Source organism: Acidovorax sp. BLS4, from assembly GCF_032929295.1.
Taxonomy (GTDB): Bacteria; Pseudomonadota; Gammaproteobacteria; order Burkholderiales; family Burkholderiaceae_C; genus Paracidovorax.
The window spans coordinates 3,393,884-3,411,674 of the sequence record NZ_CP136797.1 but is presented as its reverse complement, the minus strand read 5'-3'; the positions used below and the strand labels follow the sequence as shown (position 1 = coordinate 3,411,674).

Genomic DNA, 17,791 nt, shown 5'->3' with positions numbered 1-17,791 from the left:
CAAAGGGTGGCGCACCTATACCACAGGCGCATGAATATCGGTATCGGAAGAGGCGGCAAATGAGCGTGTGCTTTTGACAACGTTCGGTCCGTAACAGCGCCGTAAAACTCTTGGCTGGCCTGCAACCTTACTGATAGCATTCATGTGAAGTGTTAAGTTTTGTTGCGTCAAATTGGCAAGTTACGGGGGCTAATCTTGATCTCTTTGGGGTCTTTGTTCAGTCGCCAGTCCGCGCCACTGCTGGGTATCGACATCAGTTCCTCGAGCGTCAAGCTGGTGGAGTTGGGGCGCGACAAGGCGGGAGGGCTGGTACTGGAGCGATGTGCGATCGAGCAGTTGGAGCGCGGTTGGATCACCGACGGCAACATCGAAAAATTCGATGAGGTCGCCGAGGCCCTGCGCCGGCTGGTCAAGAAGAGCGGCACCCGCACGAAAAACGTGGCATTGGCCTTGCCGCCATCGGCCGTCATCACCAAGCGCATCACCCTGCCCGGCGGCATGTCCGAGCAGGAGCTGGAAGTGCAGGTGGAATCCGAAGCCAACCAGTACATCCCCTTCTCGCTCGATGAAGTGAGCCTGGACTTCTGCGTGGTCGGCCCCAGCAAGAGCTCGCCCGGCGATGTCGATGTGCTGATCGCGGCGTCGCGCCGTGAAAAGGTGCAGGACCGCCAGGGCCTGGCCGAAGCGGCGGGCCTCAAGCCCGTGATCGTCGACATCGAATCGCATGCCTCCCGGCTGGCTGCGGGGCGCCTGATCGAAGCGCTGCCCAACCACGGCAACGATGCTTTGGTCGCGCTGTTCGAGGTCGGCGCATTGACCACCAGCATGCAGGTGCTTCGCAACGACGAAGTGCTGTACGACCGCGACCAGGCCTTCGGGGGAGCGCAGCTGACGCAATTGATCGTGCGGCAATACGGGTTCTCGCTGGAAGAGGCCGAAGGCAAGAAGCGCAGCGGTGACCTTCCGGACGACTACCAGTCGGCCGTGCTGCGTCCCTTCGTGGAAAGCATGGCGCAGGAAATCGGCCGTGCGCTGCAGTTCTTCTTCACCAGCACGCCCTACAACCGGGTCGATCACATCATGCTCGCAGGCGGCTCCGCGCCGCTGCCTGGCTTGACCGAGGCTGTGACCCAGCATTCAGGCTGTGCCTGCACCGCCATCAATCCGTTCGACGGCATGGAAATCGGAAGCGCCGTGCGATTGAAGAAGATGGTGCGCGAGGCGCCTTCCTACCTCACGTCATGTGGTCTGGCCATGCGGAGGTTCCTGCAGTGATTCTCATCAACCTGCTTCCCCATCGCGAGGCGGCCCGAAAACGCCGCAAGGAATCGTTCCAGGCGACGATGTTCGCGTCTTTTCTGGTGGGGCTTGCCATTGCCGGCGGCATCTACTGGTGGTACCAGATGGTGATCACCGCCCAGCAGGACAAGAACACGTTCCTGCAAAGCGAGATCAAGGTTCTGGAAGGCCAGATCAAGGAAATCGCGACCATCGAAGAAGAAATCGCGGCCCTTCGTGCCCGCCAGAAGGCGGTGGAAGACCTGCAGTCGGATCGCAATCTGCCGGTGCACCTGCTCAATGAACTGGTTCAACAGCTGCCAGATGGGGTTTACGTTACCAATCTCAAGCAAGTCGACCAGGTGATCACGATGCAGGGGATGGCGCAATCGAACGAGCGGGTGTCGGAAATGCTGCGCAATCTGGCCGACAACACACCGTGGTTCTCCAAGCCCGAATTGGTAGAGATCGTTGCGGCCAACATCGCGTTGAATCCGAGGGAGCAGCGCCGCGTGGCCTCCTTCAACCTCCGGTTTCGGCTGATGCGCACGAGCGAGGCGCAAAAAGCCATTGGCGCTGCAAGTACCCCTGCCACTGCGCCCAAAGCGGTTGGAAAGTGATCATGGCAACGAAAAAAGCGTCTTCCGTGGACTTTGTGGCGCTGCAGTCCAGCTTGCAGCGGCAGTTCCGCAACCTTGATCCCAAAGATCCTTCTCTGTGGCCGGTACTGCCGAGAATCCTGCTTTGCATCGCCATCGCGGCGGGCATCGCTACCTTCCTGTGGTTCTTCAAGCTGAATGAGTACGAGGCGGAGCTGGAAGCCGAGCAGGCCAAGGAACTCACCTTGCGCGCCGATTATGAAAAGAAGCTCGTGAAGGCCGTGAGTCTGGACGCGCTCAAGAAGCAGCGCGAGCAGGTGCAGCAGTATGTGATCCAGCTGGAAAAGCAGTTGCCGAGCAAGGCGGAGATGGCGGCTCTTTTGTCTGATATCAATCAGGCAGGCCTGGGTCGCAGTTTGCAGTTCGAATCGTTTAAGCCGGGCCAGATCGTGGTCAGGGATTATTATGCGGAGTTGCCGATTTCTATTAGAGTGACCGGCCGATACCATGATATCGGTGCATTTGCCGCTGATATTGCCAATCTTTCCCGGATCGTGACGCTGAATAATATTTCCATCCTCCCTGCAGGCAAGGATGGCGGCACCCTCACGATGGAAGCCACGGCGAGAACGTTCCGCTATCTGGACCCTGAAGAAATTCAGGCGCAGCGCCAGGCAGCGGGTGGAGCGAAGAAATGAGAATGTGGCACATCGCTTTGCTGGCAGTCTGCGCGGCGTTGATGGGTTGTGAATCTTCGGGGCAGGACGAGCTTCGCCAGTGGATGACGGATTTGCGTGCCAACACCAAGCCGCGCATTACCCCCCTTACCGAGCCCAAGCAATTCCAGCCGCAGAACTATCAGGCGGATGGAGCAACGGATCCCTTCAATTCCATCAAATTGACACAGGCCCTCAGGCGCGATTCGACCCAATTGGCGGCCAACGCCACCTTGATTGCGCCGGAAATGGCGCGTCGCAAGGAGCCTTTGGAAGCTTATCCCCTGGATACCATGTCCATGGTCGGCAGTTTGAATAAAACCGGCACGCCGACGGCTTTGCTCAAGGTGGATAACTTGTTGTACCAGGTTCGGGTCGGCAATTACCTTGGACAGAATTATGGAAGGATTACCCAAATCACTGAAACAGCCATTCAGTTACGGGAAATCGTTCAGGATGCAACGGGTGACTGGATAGAGCGTCAGACCACGCTCGATCTCCAAGAGGGGAAGAAATGATTCAGAAAAACAGTTTTGGTGCACGCTATCGAGCGTTGTTGTTGGCTGCTGTGGCATCGCTGGGCAGCACCTGGGCTTATGCCCAGACCGCCATCGAAGCCGTCCAGGGGGTCATGCAGGGCGGGACCGAATTGGTACGCATCGATTTGTCGCAACCCCTTTCCACCCTGCCAACCGGTTTTGCCATTCAGGCCCCGGCCAGGATTGCGCTCGATTTTCCGGCGACGACCAATGCGACAGGCAAGTCGCTGGTGGAAGTCAACCAAGGCAATCTGAAGTCCGTGAACATCGTTCAGGCAGGCGACCGGTCCCGCGTCGTCCTGAACCTCAAGCAACCCACGTCGTACCGTGCCGAAATCCAGGGCAAGTCCTTGATGGTGGCACTGGAGCCCGTGTCGAACACGGCGGCGGCGCAACCGGCGCCGGTGGCGGTTTTTGCGGAAGACCGCAACAGCGATGTCCTGCCCCTGCGTGACCTCGACTTCCGCCGCGGCAGCGACGGTGCGGGCCGCGTGATCGTGGGCCTGGCCAACAACCAGGTCGGCGTGGACCTGCGTCAGCAAGGCAAGGGCCTGGTGGTCGAATTCCTGAAATCGTCGCTGCCGGAGGGCTTGCGCCGCCGCCTGGATGTGACGGACTTCGGCACCCCGGTGCAGATCGTCACGACATCGCAGCAAGGTGAGCGTGTTCGGATGACCATCGATCCCATCGGCGAATGGGAGCACAGCGCCTACCAGAGCGACAACCAGTTCGTGGTGGAAATCCGCCAGAAGAAGGTGGACCTGAGCAAGCTGACGCAGGGCCCCGGGTTCAGCGGCGAAAAACTGTCGCTCAACTTCCAGAACATCGAAGTGCGTTCGTTGCTGCAGGTGATTGCGGACTTCACGAACTTCAACATCGTCACCTCTGACACCGTCACCGGCGCGCTCACGCTGCGTCTGAAGGACGTGCCATGGGATCAGGCCCTGCAGATCATCATGGACGCCAAGGGTCTCGGCATGCGCAAGTCCGGCACGGTCCTCTGGATTGCGCCCAAGGACGAAATCGACGCCCGCACCAAGAAGGACTATGAGGCAGCGCTGGCGATCCAGAAGCTCGAGCCGCTGCGCACGCAGGCCTTCCAGTTGAACTACGCCAAGGCGGCCGACATGGTGACCCAACTGGCGACCAGCACGAACAGCGGCGGTACCAATGGCACGTCCACGCGCTTTCTTTCCGAGCGGGGCAGTGCGATCTCCGAGCCGCGAACCAATCAGCTTTTCGTGACGGACACGCCGAGCAAGCTGGAAGAGGTACGGCAATTGCTTTCGACGCTGGATGTGGCGGTGCGGCAGGTCATGATCGAAGCGCGGATTGTCGAAGCGCGCGACACCTTCGGCCGATCGCTCGGCGTCAAGCTGGGTGCCTCTGACCTGAGGGCCAGCCGCGGCGGCGACGGTGGCTACGGCATCGGTGGCAACAACCGTGTCGCTTTCGGCACAAGCTACAGCAACGCCGTGTCCACGAGCGGCGCCAGTTCCACGGCCACCGATCCTGGAGGCACGTTCGTCAATCTGCCGGCGCAGCTGTCCACGACGAGTGCGGTGGGCTCGTTTGCCCTGTCCATCTTCAATTCGGCGGCCAACCGTTTCCTGACCCTCGAGCTGTCGGCCATGGAGGCCGACGGCCAAGGCAAGATCGTGTCCAGCCCGCGTTTGATCACGGCAGACCAGACGAAAGCCTTGATCGAGCAGGGCACCGAGTACCCCTATTCCGTCACGGCCCCCAACGGCGCCACCACCATCGCCTTCAAGAAGGCGGTGTTGAAGCTGGAAGTGACGCCGCAGATCACCCCGGAGGGCAACATCATTCTTGATTTGGATGTCAACAAGGACAGCCGTGGCGAGAGCACGACGCAGGGCGTGGCCATCGACACCAAGCACATCAAGACCCAGGTGTTGATCGAAAATGGCGGGACCGTGGTGATCGGGGGTATCTTCGAGATGGAAGAAACCAACCAGGAAAATAAAATTCCCGTGCTGGGCGATGTGCCGGTGGTGGGCAACCTCTTCAAGAGCCGGACCAAAGAATCCACGAAGCGGGAAATGCTGGTATTCATCACACCCAAGGTCATTTCCGATCGCGGACCAGTTCGTTAACTATAGGTAAATAATGAAGTCATTCATCAAAATCATTGCCCTATCGCTGGCTGCCACTCTGGTTGCTTGCGGCGGCGGCGGGGGGAGCGCTGGCACCACGCCCGGAGGAACGACTCCGGTCAGCACGGCAGCCTCTGTGGAAATCTTGACGTCTGCCACGGGCTTGGCGTCGGCCGACAAGACCGGCCTGACGTTGACCGCCGTGGTGAAGGACGCCGCCAACAATGCGCTGTCCGCACAGGCGGTGTCGTTCACGGCATCCAGCGGCACGCTGGCAAGCATCGTGGGCACCACGGCTGCAGACGGCAAGGCGACGGCGGTGTTGACCGCCGGCACGGACCGTTCCAACCGCGACATCGCCGTCACGGTGAAGTCGGGATCGATCACGAAATCCATCACCATTCCGGTGACGGGTACCACGTTGACCGCATCGGGTTCGTCGTCTCTACTGACCGGTGCCACGACCAATTTCGCAGTGAGCGTGAAGGACAGCGGCGGTGCGGCCATTGCCGCCAGCACGGTGGCCGTCACGTCGTCTCTGGGCAATGCCATCACCATGGCCAGCACTTCGACGGACGCCAATGGCGCTGTGACGTTCGCTTACGCGGCAACGCGCAGCGGCACGGACACGGTGACCATCCAGAGCGCCGGTGCGCAGACCCAGATTTCCATCAATGTCACCAGCGTGGATTTCGCGTTCTCGGCGCCCACGGCCAACACCGAAGTCGAGGTCAACACGGCGCGGACGGTCTCCGTGCGCTACGCATCCGGCGGCGCCGGTGTGGCGGGCAAGGTCATCTCGTTCAGCACCACCCGCGGCTCGGTGTCTCCCAGCCAGGCGACGACCGATGCCAATGGCATTGCGTCTACCCAGGCTTCGGCCGCATCCGTGGGCGTGGCGACGATCAGCGCGGTGGTGGACAACGGTGCCGTGACCACGCTGCCGCTGAATTTCATCGCTTCGACGCCAGCCTCGCTGGTGCTGCAGACGTCTTCCGCCGCTTTGCCCCCGAACGTGGCAGGCAGCTCCGCCAACCAGGTCCAGTTGCGCGCCACGGTGCGTGATGCCGCCGGCAACGCCGTCAAGGGCAAGACCGTTTTCTTCACGGCAGTGCAGGATCTGAGCGGTGGCAGCATCAAGACGGGCTCCGCCGTCACGGATGCCAACGGCCTGGCGACGGACGTCTTCATTTCTGGTGCCACGTCCACGGCCGCCAACGGCGTGCAGATTCGTGCGACCGTTGCCAACACCAATGTGACGGCCACGTCTTCGCTCACGATCAGCAGCCAAGCGCTTTTCATCACGATCGCAGCCAACAACACCGTTGAAAAGCTGAACACGACGTACCGCAAGACGTTCTCTGCTCAAGTGAACGATGCTAACGGCGCACCCGTGGCGAATCAAAATCTGACGCTTTCCTATTGGGTTCCGAACTATCTCAAAGGCTCGCCTTTGGTCTTTAACGATGCAGCCTCTGCTTGGGGCTACAACCAAGCAGGTACTGTAATTTCTTGTCTTAACGAAGACACGAATCGCAACGGTATTCTGGATGCGGGCGAAGATACCAATGGCAATGGTCAACTCACGCCAGGTTTGCCTGGAGTGATTGCACCTGCATCGGTGACGACCGATGCGGCCGGCTCTGCCGAATTCACGTTGACCTACGGACAGCAGTACGCCTTCTGGGTGAATTTCGAACTGGCGGCTAAGGCTATCGTGTCCGGGACGGAATCCAGCTCCTTCTTTGCATTCGTGGCAGGGGCCGCAGTGTCTGACTTGACAGACAAAACGAGTCCTCCGGCTTCCGTTGTGAGCCCCTTCGGAAGAGCAACCAGTTGCAGCAACCCCAACTAAGTCTCCACCTCATCGGCCTACCAGGCTCCGGGAAATCCACCGTCGGGCGTCAACTCGCCCGGCGGCTGGGGATTCCCTTCATCGATTCGGACCACGTGATCGAGCAGCGCATCGGCTGCTCGATCCGTGGTTTTTTCGATCGTGAGGGGGAAGCCGCCTTTCGCGACATCGAAGAGCAGGTGATCGATGAGCTGACCGCGGGTCGAAGTGCGGGCCCGGCGCATGTGCTGGCCACGGGCGGCGGCGCCGTGCTGCGTGCGCCCAACCGCGACCGCCTCAGGGCGCATGGCAAGGTGGTCTATCTCGACGCGTCGCCCGAGGACATCGTTCGCCATGTGCGGCACGACACGTCCCGCCCCCTGCTGCAGGGAGCGGACCCGCTGGGCCGGTTGAAGGACCTGCATCAGCAGCGGGATGCGCTGTACCGGGCCACGGCCCACTATGTGGTGTCCACGGGGCGGGGCAAGACCGTCGCGGCGCTGGTGAATCACATCGCGATGCAACTGGAACTGGCCTCCGTCGGCTGACGGCGGCGCTGCTTCCACGGTTGCACACTTTCGCGCCGGTCACCGACGGCACGGTGCATGCCCGCGGCAACAATACTGTCCACCCGTTGGCCTCTGGCAGCGCTGGTGCAGCGAGCCTCTTTTTCCTCTCCCATCTCTCCCTCCGAATGTCCGCATGTTGTGGCAGCACGGTACTGATCGGGACTTTGGCTGCAGACATCCGTCCGCATGGGCGGCCCGGCGGCCCGCTAGACTCTCGACCATGGATCACGACATGCCCCTGGTATCCCAGGCCCCCCTTTCCCGCGCCGCCCATCCATCCGCCAGGGCACTGCAGGGCGATCGCCCCGCCCAGGTGGACATTGCCCTGGGCGACCGCAGCTACCCCATCCTCATCGGCGAATCGTTGCTGGACGACCCGGCCACCTACCAGGCCTTGCCGGCCGCCGCGTCGGCCCTGATCGTCACCAATTCGACCGTGGCGCCGCTCTATGTGCAGCGGCTCGAGGCTGCGCTGACGGCGCGCTACCCACGGGTGCTGCAGGTCGTCCTGCCCGATGGCGAAGAACACAAGACCTGGCAGACGCTCAACCTCATCTTCGATGCGCTGCTGTCCAACGGCTGCGACCGCAAGACCGTGATGTTCGCGCTGGGCGGTGGTGTGGTGGGCGACATGACGGGGTTTGCCGCGGCCAGCTACATGCGTGGGGTGCCGTTCGTGCAGGTGCCCACCACGCTGCTGGCGCAGGTCGATTCGTCGGTGGGGGGCAAGACCGCGATCAACCACCCGCTGGGCAAGAACATGATCGGCGCGTTCTACCAGCCGCAACTGGTGGTGTGCGATCTGGCCACGCTCGACACCCTGCCGCCCCGCGAGCTGAGCGCGGGGCTGGCGGAAGTCCTCAAGTACGGACCGATTGCCGACATGGCGTTCCTCGACTGGCTCGAGACCGCGATGGATGCCCTGCGCGCCGGCGACCATGCCGCGCTGGCCCACGCCGTGCGGCGCAGTTGCGAGATCAAGGCCTTCGTGGTGGGCCAGGACGAACGCGAGGCCGGCCTGCGCGCCATTCTCAACTTCGGCCACACGTTCGGCCACGCCATCGAGGCGGGCATGGGCTACGGCGTCTGGCTGCATGGCGAAGGCGTGGCGGCGGGCATGGTGATGGCGGCCGAGCTGTCGTACCGGCTGGGGCTGGTGGACGCGGCCTTCGTGCAGCGACTGCGCCAGCTGATCGAGCGTGCGGGGTTGCCTGTGCGCGGCCCGGTGATCGATGCCGCGGACAACGCGGGCCGCTATCTCGAACTGATGCGGGTGGACAAGAAATCCGAAGGGGGCGAGATCCGCTTCGTGGTGATCGACGGCCCCGGGCGCGCGGCGGTGCGTGCCGCGCCGGATGCGCTGGTGCGCGAAGTCATCGACGCCTGCTGTGCCTGAGGCTATTGGTTGAATCGCATGCAATTGAAGCCAGTCGAGCGGTGAAGACCCTTTTGATGCAGCCCCCTGGATTGGCGCCGTACGCCTGCGACCCGGCCGATACCCGGGGGCGCCGCCATCCCCAGTCGGCGGCGCCCACGCGCTCGGAGTACCAGCGCGACCGCGACCGCATCGTGCATTCCACCGCCTTCCGCCGGCTGGTCTACAAGACGCAGGTGTTCCTGAACCACGAGGGCGACCTGTTCCGCACGCGCTTGACGCACTCGCTCGAAGTGGCGCAACTGGGCCGCTCGATCGCCCGTTCGCTGCGCATCAACGAGGATCTGGTGGAGGCCATCTCCCTGGCGCACGACCTGGGCCACACCCCGTTCGGCCACGCCGGGCAGGACGCCCTGCATGAATGCATGGCCGCGCACGGCGGCTTCGAGCACAACCTGCAGAGCCTGCGCGTGGTGGACGAGCTGGAAGAGTGCTATCCCGACTACAACGGCCTGAACCTCACGTTCGAGGCGCGGGAAGGCATTCTCAAGCACTGCTCGCGCGCCAACGCCGAGCGCATGGAGGCGCTGGAGCCCGGCGGCATCGGCCAGCGCTTCCTGCAGCGCGGGCAGCCCAGCCTGGAGGCGCAACTGTGCAACCTGGCCGACGAGATCGCCTACAACGCGCACGACATCGACGACGGCGTGCGCTCCGGCCTCATCACGCTGGCGCAACTGAGCGAGGTGCCGCTGTTCGAGCGCTACCGCGCCGAGGCCGAGCGCGACCACCCGCACTTGGCGGCGCCGGCGGGCCAGCGGCGGCTTCTGAACGAAGCGATCCGGCGCATGCTCAGCGCACAGGTGTATGACGTGATCGATGCGACCAACGCCGCCATCGCCCAGTCCGCGCCGGCGCGGGTGGATGACGTGCGCCGTGCGCCGCCCCTGGTGGCGTTCAGCGCCGAGATGCGCGCGCAGTCGCAGGGGCTGAAGCGCTTTTTGTTCCAGAACCTGTACCGCCACCCGCAGGTGATGGAAACCACCGGACGCGCCCAGCAGGTGGTGCGCGATCTGTTCGCAGCCTACACGGACTCACCCGAGGCGATGAAGCCGCGCTTCGCGGCGCGTGCCGCGGCCGGCAACGAGGTGCAGCGGATGCGCACGGTGGCGGACTTCATCGCCGGCATGACGGACCGCTTCGCGGTGCGCGAGCACGAGCGGCTCACGGGCCAACGGCTGTTGTCCTGATCGCTCCGGGCGCGCGGGCCGAACGCTGCCACGGTCTGGCGGCACGGCCCCGCCGCAAGGCCCACCCGCGCCCGGCCGATAAAATGGGCGCCCCCCGAAGAAAGTCCCCATGACCGAATTGCCCGCCGCCGCCCCGCACGCCTTTCCGCACGAGACCGTGAAAGAGGACATGGTGCGCTGGCTGGAGCGCGCGGTGATTGGCCTGAACCTGTGCCCCTTCGCCAAGGCGGTGCATGTGAAGGCGCAGATCCACTACGTGGTGAGCGAGGCGACCGATGGGCGGGGCCTGCTGGAAGACCTGCAGCGCGAGCTGGAGGCGCTGGCCGAAATATCCGCCGAGCGCCGTGACACCACCTTGCTCATGGCGCCGGGCTGCATGGAGGATTTTCTGGACTTCAACGACTTCCTCGCGCTGGCCGACGATCTGGTCGAGGCCATGGACCTGGGCGGCATCCTGCAGGTGGCCTCGTTCCACCCGCAGTTCCAGTTCGACGGCACCGACGTGGACGACGTCACCAACAGCACCAACCGCGCGCCGTATCCCACGTTGCACCTGCTGCGCGAGGAGAGCATCGACCGTGCGGTGGAGGCCTTCCCCGAGGCCGAGGCGATCTTCGAGCGCAACATCGAAGTGCTGGAGGAACTGGGCGCCGAAGGCTGGAAGGCACTGGACGTCGGCCCGCGCTGCCCGGTGGCCGGGCGGGCCACGCCGGTGGGCGCTGCCGGCGCAGGGGAGGGCGCATGAAGCGCGCCAAAGCTGCGGCCGGGCAGGGGGGCGCTTCTTCGTCATCGGCGGGGCGGACCGCGCCGAAGCCCTCGCCCGAAGACCAGGTGCTGCAGGAGCTGCGGCCGGGCCAGTCCATCGAACTGCTCAAGGCGCTGCACATCCTCACGCGGGAAGGGCGGCTCAACCAGGATTCGCGGCGCAAGCTCAAGCAGGTGTACCACCTGTTCCAGTTCATCGAACCGCTGCTGCAGGAGCTGTCGCAGGAAGGCCACGCGGCCACGCTGGCGGACCACGGGGCGGGCAAGTCGTACCTGGGCTTCATCCTGTACGACCTGTTCTTCAAGACCCTGGGGCGCGGGCACATCTACGGCATCGAGACGCGGGCCGAGCTGGTGGAGCACTCGCGCGCCCTGGCCCAGCGGCTGGCATTCGAGCGCATGTCGTTCCTGAACCTGTCGGTGGCCGAATCCACCGATGCCGCGGCGCTGCCGCAGCGCATCGACGTGGTGACGGCCCTGCACGCCTGCGACACGGCCACCGACGACGCCATCGCCTTCGGGCTGGCCAAGCAGGCGCGCGCGATGGTGCTGGTGCCCTGCTGCCAGGCCGAGGTGGCCGCGTGCCTGCGCCAGGGTAAGGCGCTGCAGTTGTCGCGCACGCCGCTGGCCGAACTGTGGCGCCACCCGCTGCACACGCGCGAGATGGGCAGCCAGATCACCAATGTGCTGCGCTGCCTGCACTTGGAAGCCAGCGGCTACCAGGTGACGGTGACCGAGCTGGTGGGCTGGGAGCACAGCATGAAGAACGAACTGATCGTGGCCCGCTACACCGGCCAGAAAAAGCGCAGCGCGGCCGAGCGGCTGCGGGCGATTTTGGCGGAGTTCGGGCTGGAGCAGACTCTGGCGGCGCGGTTCGGCCTGCCGCCAGAGGCGGACACGGCGCCCGAGGCGGTTCCGGCAACGGTTTGAGGGTTTTTGGCCGCATGCCGGGGTTTTGTTTGCCTTTGATGCTATAAAAATAGTAGCAATCGCGCCGATCGGGCGGCACATGCGGAATCGGGGACGGATTCCCCCTACCATGGCGCTTAGCTCCACTTTGTGCGACCCCATGGCCCGACTGCCCCGCCTGACCCTTGCCGGCTACCCGCACCACGTGATCCAGCGCGGCAACAACCGCCAGGCCATCTTCGCTGACCGGCAGGACCATGAAACCATGCTGGCCCTGCTGACCGAGCAGGCTCGCCGCTGCGGCGTGGCCGTCCATGCCTACGTGCTCATGGGCAACCACTTCCACCTGCTGGCCACCCCCCAGACGGCCGACGGACTGCCGCTGATGATGCAGGCCGTGGGGCGCAGCTACGTGCGCTATTTCAATAACCGCCACGCGCGCACCGGCACGCTGTGGGAGGGGCGCTACCGCTCCACCGTGCTGCAGCCCGAGCGCTATTTGCTTGCCTGCATGGCCTACATGGACCTGAATCCGGTGCGCTCCGGCGCCACCGCGCAGGCGGTGGACTACCCCTGGTCCAGCCACGCCCATTGCCTGGGCCTGCGCAACGACCGGCTCATCACGCCGCATGCGTTGTTCTGGGCGCTGGGCAACACGCCCTTCGCCCGCGAGGCGGCCTACGCCGCGCTGGTGCAGGCGGGCGTCGGCCGGCTGCAGCAGCAGGCGCTGACCGATTCCGCACTCGCCGGCTGGGCCCTGGGAGACGCCGCGTTCGTGCAGGCGTTGCAACAGCAGACGGAGCGCCGGGTGGTCAAAGGCAAGGCCGGCCGCCCGCCCGCAATGCCGAGACCCATTCCCGAATAATTCCTTCAGGCCATATGGCGAAAAGCGTCATTGCTCCTGAATTTGATGTGTCCCCAATAAAAATAAATGCGATCTATTCTCATCAATAATGTGAATCTGACCCCATTTAAAGTGCTTGCTCGACCTTGCTGCGATGCACTAATCTTGCGCTCCCTGCGACCCATTTCCGAGGAGAGCGCCATGACGACGGCTGCCGAGATCCAATACCTGCAAGAGCACGGTCTCTATTCATCCACCCAAGAGCACGACGCGTGCGGCCTGGGCTTCGTGGCCCACATCAAGGGGGTGAAGCGCCACGACATCGTGACGCAGGCGCTCAAGATCCTCGAAAACATCGACCACCGCGGCGCCGTGGGCGCCGACAAGCTCATGGGCGATGGCGCGGGCATCCTGATCCAGATCCCCGACGCGCTCTACCGCGAAGAGATGGCCCGGGCCGGCACGGCCCCCGACGGCTCCACCGGCGTGGTGCTGCCGCCCTCCGGCGAATACGGCGTCGGCATGATCTTCCTGCCCAAGGAGCACGCCTCGCGCCTGGCCTGCGAGCAGGAGATGGAGCGCGCCATCAAGGCCGAGGGCCAGGTGCTGCTGGGCTGGCGCGACGTGCCGGTCAACCGCGACATGCCGATGTCGCCCACCGTGCGCAAGAAGGAGCCCATCCTGCGCCAGGTCTTCATCGGCCGTGGCAACGACGTGATCGTGCAGGACGCGCTGGAGCGCAAGCTGTACGTGATCCGCAAGACGGCCAGCGCCGCCATCCAGAACCTCAAGCTCAAGCACAGCAAAGAGTATTACGTGCCCAGCATGTCCAGCCGCACGGTGGTCTACAAGGGCCTGCTGCTGGCCGACCAGGTGGGCACCTATTACCTGGACCTGCAGGACGAGCGCTGCGTCTCGGCCGTGGGCCTGGTGCACCAGCGCTTTTCCACCAACACCTTCCCCGAGTGGCCGCTGGCCCATCCGTACCGCTACGTGGCGCACAACGGCGAGATCAACACCGTCAAGGGCAACTACAACTGGATGAAGGCGCGCGAGGGCGTGATGGCCTCGCCCGTGCTCGCGGCCGACCTCAAGAAGCTCTACCCCATCAGCTTCGCCGACCAGTCCGACACCGCCACGTTCGACAACTGCCTCGAACTGCTGACCATGGCCGGCTACCCCATCAGCCAGGCCGTGATGATGATGATCCCCGAGCCGTGGGAGCAGCACACCACCATGGACGAGCGCCGCCGCGCGTTCTACGAGTACCACGCCGCGATGATGGAGCCCTGGGACGGCCCGGCCTCCATCGTGTTCACCGACGGCCGCCAGATCGGCGCCACGCTGGACCGCAACGGCCTGCGTCCCTCGCGCTACTGCATCACCGACGACGACCTGGTCGTGATGGCCTCCGAGTCCGGCGTGCTGCCGATCCCCGAGAACAAGATCGTGCGCAAGTGGCGCCTGCAGCCCGGCAAGATGTTCCTGATCGATCTGGAGCAGGGCCGCATGATCGACGACGAGGAGCTCAAGGCCAACGTCGTCAACACCAAGCCCTACAAGCAGTGGATCGAGAACCTGCGCATCAAGCTCGACAGCGTGGGCGGCGAGGCGCCGGCCGGTCCGCTGCCGGCCGAACTGCCGCTGCTCGACCGCCAGCAGGCCTTCGGCTACACGCAGGAAGACATCAAGTTCCTGATGGCGCCCATGGCCAAGAACGGTGAAGAGGGCATCGGCTCCATGGGCAACGACAGCCCGCTGGCCGTGCTGTCGGGCAAGAACAAGCCGCTGTACAACTACTTCAAGCAGCTCTTCGCCCAGGTGACGAACCCGCCGATCGACCCGATCCGCGAGGCCATCGTGATGTCGCTCAACAGCTTCATCGGCCCCAAGCCCAACCTGCTGGACATCAACCAGGTCAACCCGCCGATGCGGCTCGAAGTGAGCCAGCCCATCCTGGACTTCGCCGGCATGGCCAAGCTGCATGCCATCGAAAAGCACACGCAGGGCAAGTTCAAGAGCGTGACCATCGACATCACCTACCCGCTGGACTGGGGCCGCGAAGGCGTGGAGGCCAAGCTGGCCTCGCTGTGCGCGCAGGCGGTCGATGCCATCAAGGGCGGCGCCAACATCCTCATCATCAGCGACCGCGCCGTGAACGCCACGCAGGTGGCCATCCCCGCGCTGCTGGCGCTGTCGGCCATCCACCAGCACCTGGTGCGCGAAGGTCTGCGCACCACGGCCGGCCTGGTGGTGGAGACCGGCACGGCGCGCGAGGTGCACCACTTCGCCGTGCTGGCTGGCTACGGCGCCGAGGCCGTGCACCCCTACCTCGCCATGGAAACCCTGGCCGAGATGCACGCGGGCATGCCGGGTGACCTGTCGCCCGAGAAAGCCATCTACAACTACGTGAAGGCCATCGGCAAGGGCCTGTCGAAGATCATGTCCAAGATGGGCGTGTCCACGTACATGAGCTACTGCGGCGCGCAGCTGTTCGAGGCCATCGGCCTGAACACCGACACCATCGTCAAGTACTTCACCGGCACCGCCAGCCGCGTGGAAGGCATCGGCGTGTTCGAGATCGCCGAAGAAGCCATCCGCATGCACAAGGCCGCGTTCGGCGACGACCCGGTGCTGGAAACCATGCTGGACGCCGGCGGCGAATACGCCTGGCGCGCGCGCGGCGAAGAGCACATGTGGAGCCCCGACGCCATCGCCAAGCTGCAGCATTCCACGCGCGCCAACAACTGGAACACGTACAAGGAATACGCCCAGCTCATCAACGACCAGAGCCGCCGCCACATGACCCTGCGCGGCCTGTTCGAATTCAAGTTCGACCCGACCAAGGCCATTGCCGTGGACGAGGTCGAATCGGCCAAGGAGATCGTCAAGCGCTTCGCCACCGGTGCCATGTCGCTGGGATCGATCTCCACCGAGGCGCACGCCACGCTGGCCGTGGCCATGAACCGCATCGGCGGCAAGAGCAACACGGGCGAGGGCGGCGAGGATGCCGCGCGCTACCGCCAGGAACTGAAGGGCATTCCGATCAAGCAGGGTGACACGCTCAAGAGCGTGATCGGCGCCGAGAACGTCGAGGTCGACCTGACGCTGCAGGACGGCGACTCGCTGCGCAGCCGCATCAAGCAGGTGGCGTCGGGCCGCTTCGGCGTCACGGCCGAATACCTGTCGTCGGCCGACCAGATCCAGATCAAGATGGCCCAGGGCGCCAAGCCCGGCGAGGGCGGCCAGCTGCCCGGCGGCAAGGTCACCAACTACATCGGCAAGCTGCGCCACAGCGTGCCCGGCGTGGGCCTGATCTCCCCCCCGCCGCACCATGACATCTATTCGATCGAGGACCTGGCCCAGCTCATCCACGACCTGAAGAACGTGGCGCCGCACGCCAGCATCAGCACCAAGCTGGTGTCCGAAGTGGGCGTGGGCACCATCGCCGCGGGCGTGACCAAGTGCAAGAGCGACCACCTGGTGATCGCCGGGCACGACGGCGGCACGGGTGCATCGCCCTGGTCGTCCATCAAGCACGCGGGCGGCCCGTGGGAGATCGGCCTGGCCGAAACCCAGCAGACCCTGGTGCTCAACCGCCTGCGCGGCCGCGTGCGCGTGCAGGCCGACGGCCAGATGAAGACCGGCCGCGACGTCGCCATCGGCGCGCTGCTGGGGGCCGACGAGTTCGGCTTCGCCACCGCGCCGCTGGTGGTCGAGGGCTGCATCATGATGCGCAAGTGCCACCTGAACACCTGTCCCGTGGGCGTGGCCACGCAGGACCCCGAGCTGCGCAAGAAGTTCTCGGGCAAGCCCGAGCACGTGGTGAACTACTTCTTCTTCATCGCCGAAGAAGTGCGCCAGATCATGGCCCAGCTGGGCATCCGCAAGTTCGACGACCTCATCGGCCGCACCGACCTGCTCGACATGCGTGCCGGCATCGCCCACTGGAAGGCGCGCGGCCTCGATTTCGGCCGCCTGTTCGCCCAGCCGAACGTGCCGGCCGACGTGCCGCGCTTTCATGTCGACGTGCAGGACCACAACATCGAGAAGACCCTGGACCGCAAGCTCATCGAGCGCAGCCAGCCCGCCATCGAAAAGGGCGAGCGGGTGCAGTTCATCGAAGTGGCGCGCAACGTGAACCGCTCGGTGGGCGCCATGCTCTCGGGCGCCGTCACGCGCGCCCACCCTGAAGGCCTGCCGGACGACACCATCCGCATCCAGCTGGAAGGCACGGGCGGGCAGTCGTTCGGCGCGTTCCTCACGCGCGGCATCACGCTGTACCTGATCGGCGATGCCAACGACTACACCGGCAAGGGCCTGTCGGGCGGCCGCGTCATCGTGCGTCCTTCGATCGACTTCCGCGGCGACACCACGCGCAACACCATCGTGGGCAACACGGTGATGTACGGCGCCACCAGCGGCGAATCGTTCTTCGGCGGCGTGGCGGGCGAGCGCTTCGCGGTGCGCCTGTCGGGGGCCTCCACCGTGGTGGAAGGCACCGGCGACCATGGCTGCGAATACATGACGGGCGGCACCGTGGTGGTGCTCGGCAAGACGGGCCGCAACTTCGCGGCCGGCATGAGCGGCGGCGTGGCCTACGTGTACGACGAGGACGGCCTGTTCGACACCCGCTGCAACCTGTCCATGGTGACGCTGGAGCGCATCCTGCCCGGTGACGAGCAGACCGCCAGCATCTCGCGCGGCATCTGGCACCGAGACCAGACCGACGAAGCCCAGCTCAAGAAGATGCTGGAAGACCACAACCGCTGGACCGGCAGCAAGCGTGCGCGCGAACTGCTGGACAACTGGGCGGCCTCGCGCGCCAAGTTCGTGAAGGTGTTCCCGACCGAATACAAGCGCGCGCTGTCCGAAATCCATGAACGCAAGGTGCTGGAGGAGCCCGCGACGCCCGCGGTCGCCCATCCTGCGAAGGAAACGGTGCCCGCCAAGTAAGGCCCGCCCGATCCACCCGCACCGCATTCAACGATTCAAGGAC

General features: G+C 64.5%; 13 protein-coding genes. All 13 read left to right on the top strand.

All coding sequences use genetic code 11. From position 1 onward, the window contains the following. The first annotated feature begins 195 nt into the window (after window positions 1-195). Window positions 196-1,275, top strand: a complete 1,080-nt coding sequence (locus R1Z03_RS15855; RefSeq protein WP_284429908.1) for a pilus assembly protein PilM — start codon at window positions 196-198, stop codon at window positions 1,273-1,275. Beyond that, window positions 1,272-1,898, top strand: a complete 627-nt coding sequence (locus R1Z03_RS15850) for a PilN domain-containing protein (RefSeq protein WP_284410955.1) — start codon at window positions 1,272-1,274, stop codon at window positions 1,896-1,898. The genes R1Z03_RS15855 and R1Z03_RS15850 overlap by 4 nt, the downstream gene beginning before the upstream one ends. A gap of 2 nt (window positions 1,899-1,900) precedes the next feature. After that, window positions 1,901-2,575 carry a type 4a pilus biogenesis protein PilO gene (locus R1Z03_RS15845; protein WP_284396664.1) on the top strand — a complete coding sequence of 225 codons (675 nt, stop codon included), beginning with the start codon at window positions 1,901-1,903 and terminating at the stop codon, window positions 2,573-2,575. Further along, window positions 2,572-3,111, top strand: a complete 540-nt coding sequence (locus R1Z03_RS15840) for a pilus assembly protein PilP (protein WP_272567557.1) — start codon at window positions 2,572-2,574, stop codon at window positions 3,109-3,111. Before R1Z03_RS15845 ends, R1Z03_RS15840 begins: the two co-directional genes overlap by 4 nt. After that, window positions 3,108-5,249 (top strand): type IV pilus secretin PilQ, encoded by a 2,142-nt coding sequence (gene pilQ, locus R1Z03_RS15835; protein WP_284429909.1) that lies wholly within the window; start codon window positions 3,108-3,110, stop codon window positions 5,247-5,249. Before R1Z03_RS15840 ends, pilQ begins: the two co-directional genes overlap by 4 nt. Before the next feature lie 13 nt (window positions 5,250-5,262). Beyond that, window positions 5,263-7,104: an Ig-like domain-containing protein gene (locus R1Z03_RS15830; protein WP_284429910.1), complete on the top strand. Its 1,842-nt coding sequence runs from the start codon at window positions 5,263-5,265 to the stop codon at window positions 7,102-7,104. Further along, window positions 7,086-7,631, top strand: a complete 546-nt coding sequence (locus R1Z03_RS15825; protein WP_284429911.1) for a shikimate kinase — start codon at window positions 7,086-7,088, stop codon at window positions 7,629-7,631. Before R1Z03_RS15830 ends, R1Z03_RS15825 begins: the two co-directional genes overlap by 19 nt. Window positions 7,632-7,884: 253 nt before the next feature. Then, window positions 7,885-9,048, top strand: a complete 1,164-nt coding sequence (gene aroB / locus R1Z03_RS15820; protein WP_284429912.1) for a 3-dehydroquinate synthase — start codon at window positions 7,885-7,887, stop codon at window positions 9,046-9,048. Between the two features lie 56 nt (window positions 9,049-9,104). Beyond that, on the top strand, window positions 9,105-10,274 hold the full coding sequence (locus tag R1Z03_RS15815) for a deoxyguanosinetriphosphate triphosphohydrolase (protein WP_317360399.1): 1,170 nt from the start codon (window positions 9,105-9,107) through the stop codon (window positions 10,272-10,274). 109 nt (window positions 10,275-10,383) lie between these two features. Continuing rightward, window positions 10,384-11,019 (top strand): DUF1415 domain-containing protein, encoded by a 636-nt coding sequence (locus tag R1Z03_RS15810; RefSeq protein ID WP_317352623.1) that lies wholly within the window; start codon window positions 10,384-10,386, stop codon window positions 11,017-11,019. Beyond that, window positions 11,016-11,969: an SAM-dependent methyltransferase gene (locus tag R1Z03_RS15805; protein WP_317352621.1), complete on the top strand. Its 954-nt coding sequence runs from the start codon at window positions 11,016-11,018 to the stop codon at window positions 11,967-11,969. The genes R1Z03_RS15810 and R1Z03_RS15805 overlap by 4 nt, the downstream gene beginning before the upstream one ends. A gap of 139 nt (window positions 11,970-12,108) precedes the next feature. Then, a complete protein-coding gene (locus R1Z03_RS15800; protein WP_284425994.1) occupies window positions 12,109-12,813 on the top strand; it encodes a transposase in 705 nt (234 codons plus the stop codon). A gap of 180 nt (window positions 12,814-12,993) precedes the next feature. After that, window positions 12,994-17,748, top strand: a complete 4,755-nt coding sequence (locus R1Z03_RS15795) for a glutamate synthase-related protein (protein ID WP_317352616.1) — start codon at window positions 12,994-12,996, stop codon at window positions 17,746-17,748. Window positions 17,749-17,791 lie beyond the last annotated feature (43 nt).

What these genes read in the sequence shown, in the direction of transcription:
- R1Z03_RS15845 (WP_284396664.1), top strand. Translation starts at nt 1,901, where the DNA reads ATGGCAACGAAAAAAGCGTCTTCCGTGGACTTTGTGGCGCTGCAGTCC.
- R1Z03_RS15840 (WP_272567557.1), top strand. Translation starts at nt 2,572, where the DNA reads ATGAGAATGTGGCACATCGCTTTGCTGGCAGTCTGCGCGGCGTTGATG.
- pilQ (WP_284429909.1), top strand. Translation starts at nt 3,108, where the DNA reads ATGATTCAGAAAAACAGTTTTGGTGCACGCTATCGAGCGTTGTTGTTG.
- R1Z03_RS15830 (WP_284429910.1), top strand. Translation starts at nt 5,263, where the DNA reads ATGAAGTCATTCATCAAAATCATTGCCCTATCGCTGGCTGCCACTCTG.
- aroB (WP_284429912.1), top strand. Translation starts at nt 7,885, where the DNA reads ATGCCCCTGGTATCCCAGGCCCCCCTTTCCCGCGCCGCCCATCCATCC.
- R1Z03_RS15815 (WP_317360399.1), top strand. Translation starts at nt 9,105, where the DNA reads ATGCAGCCCCCTGGATTGGCGCCGTACGCCTGCGACCCGGCCGATACC.
- R1Z03_RS15810 (WP_317352623.1), top strand. Translation starts at nt 10,384, where the DNA reads ATGACCGAATTGCCCGCCGCCGCCCCGCACGCCTTTCCGCACGAGACC.
- R1Z03_RS15805 (WP_317352621.1), top strand. Translation starts at nt 11,016, where the DNA reads ATGAAGCGCGCCAAAGCTGCGGCCGGGCAGGGGGGCGCTTCTTCGTCA.
- R1Z03_RS15800 (WP_284425994.1), top strand. Translation starts at nt 12,109, where the DNA reads ATGGCCCGACTGCCCCGCCTGACCCTTGCCGGCTACCCGCACCACGTG.
- R1Z03_RS15795 (WP_317352616.1), top strand. Translation starts at nt 12,994, where the DNA reads ATGACGACGGCTGCCGAGATCCAATACCTGCAAGAGCACGGTCTCTAT.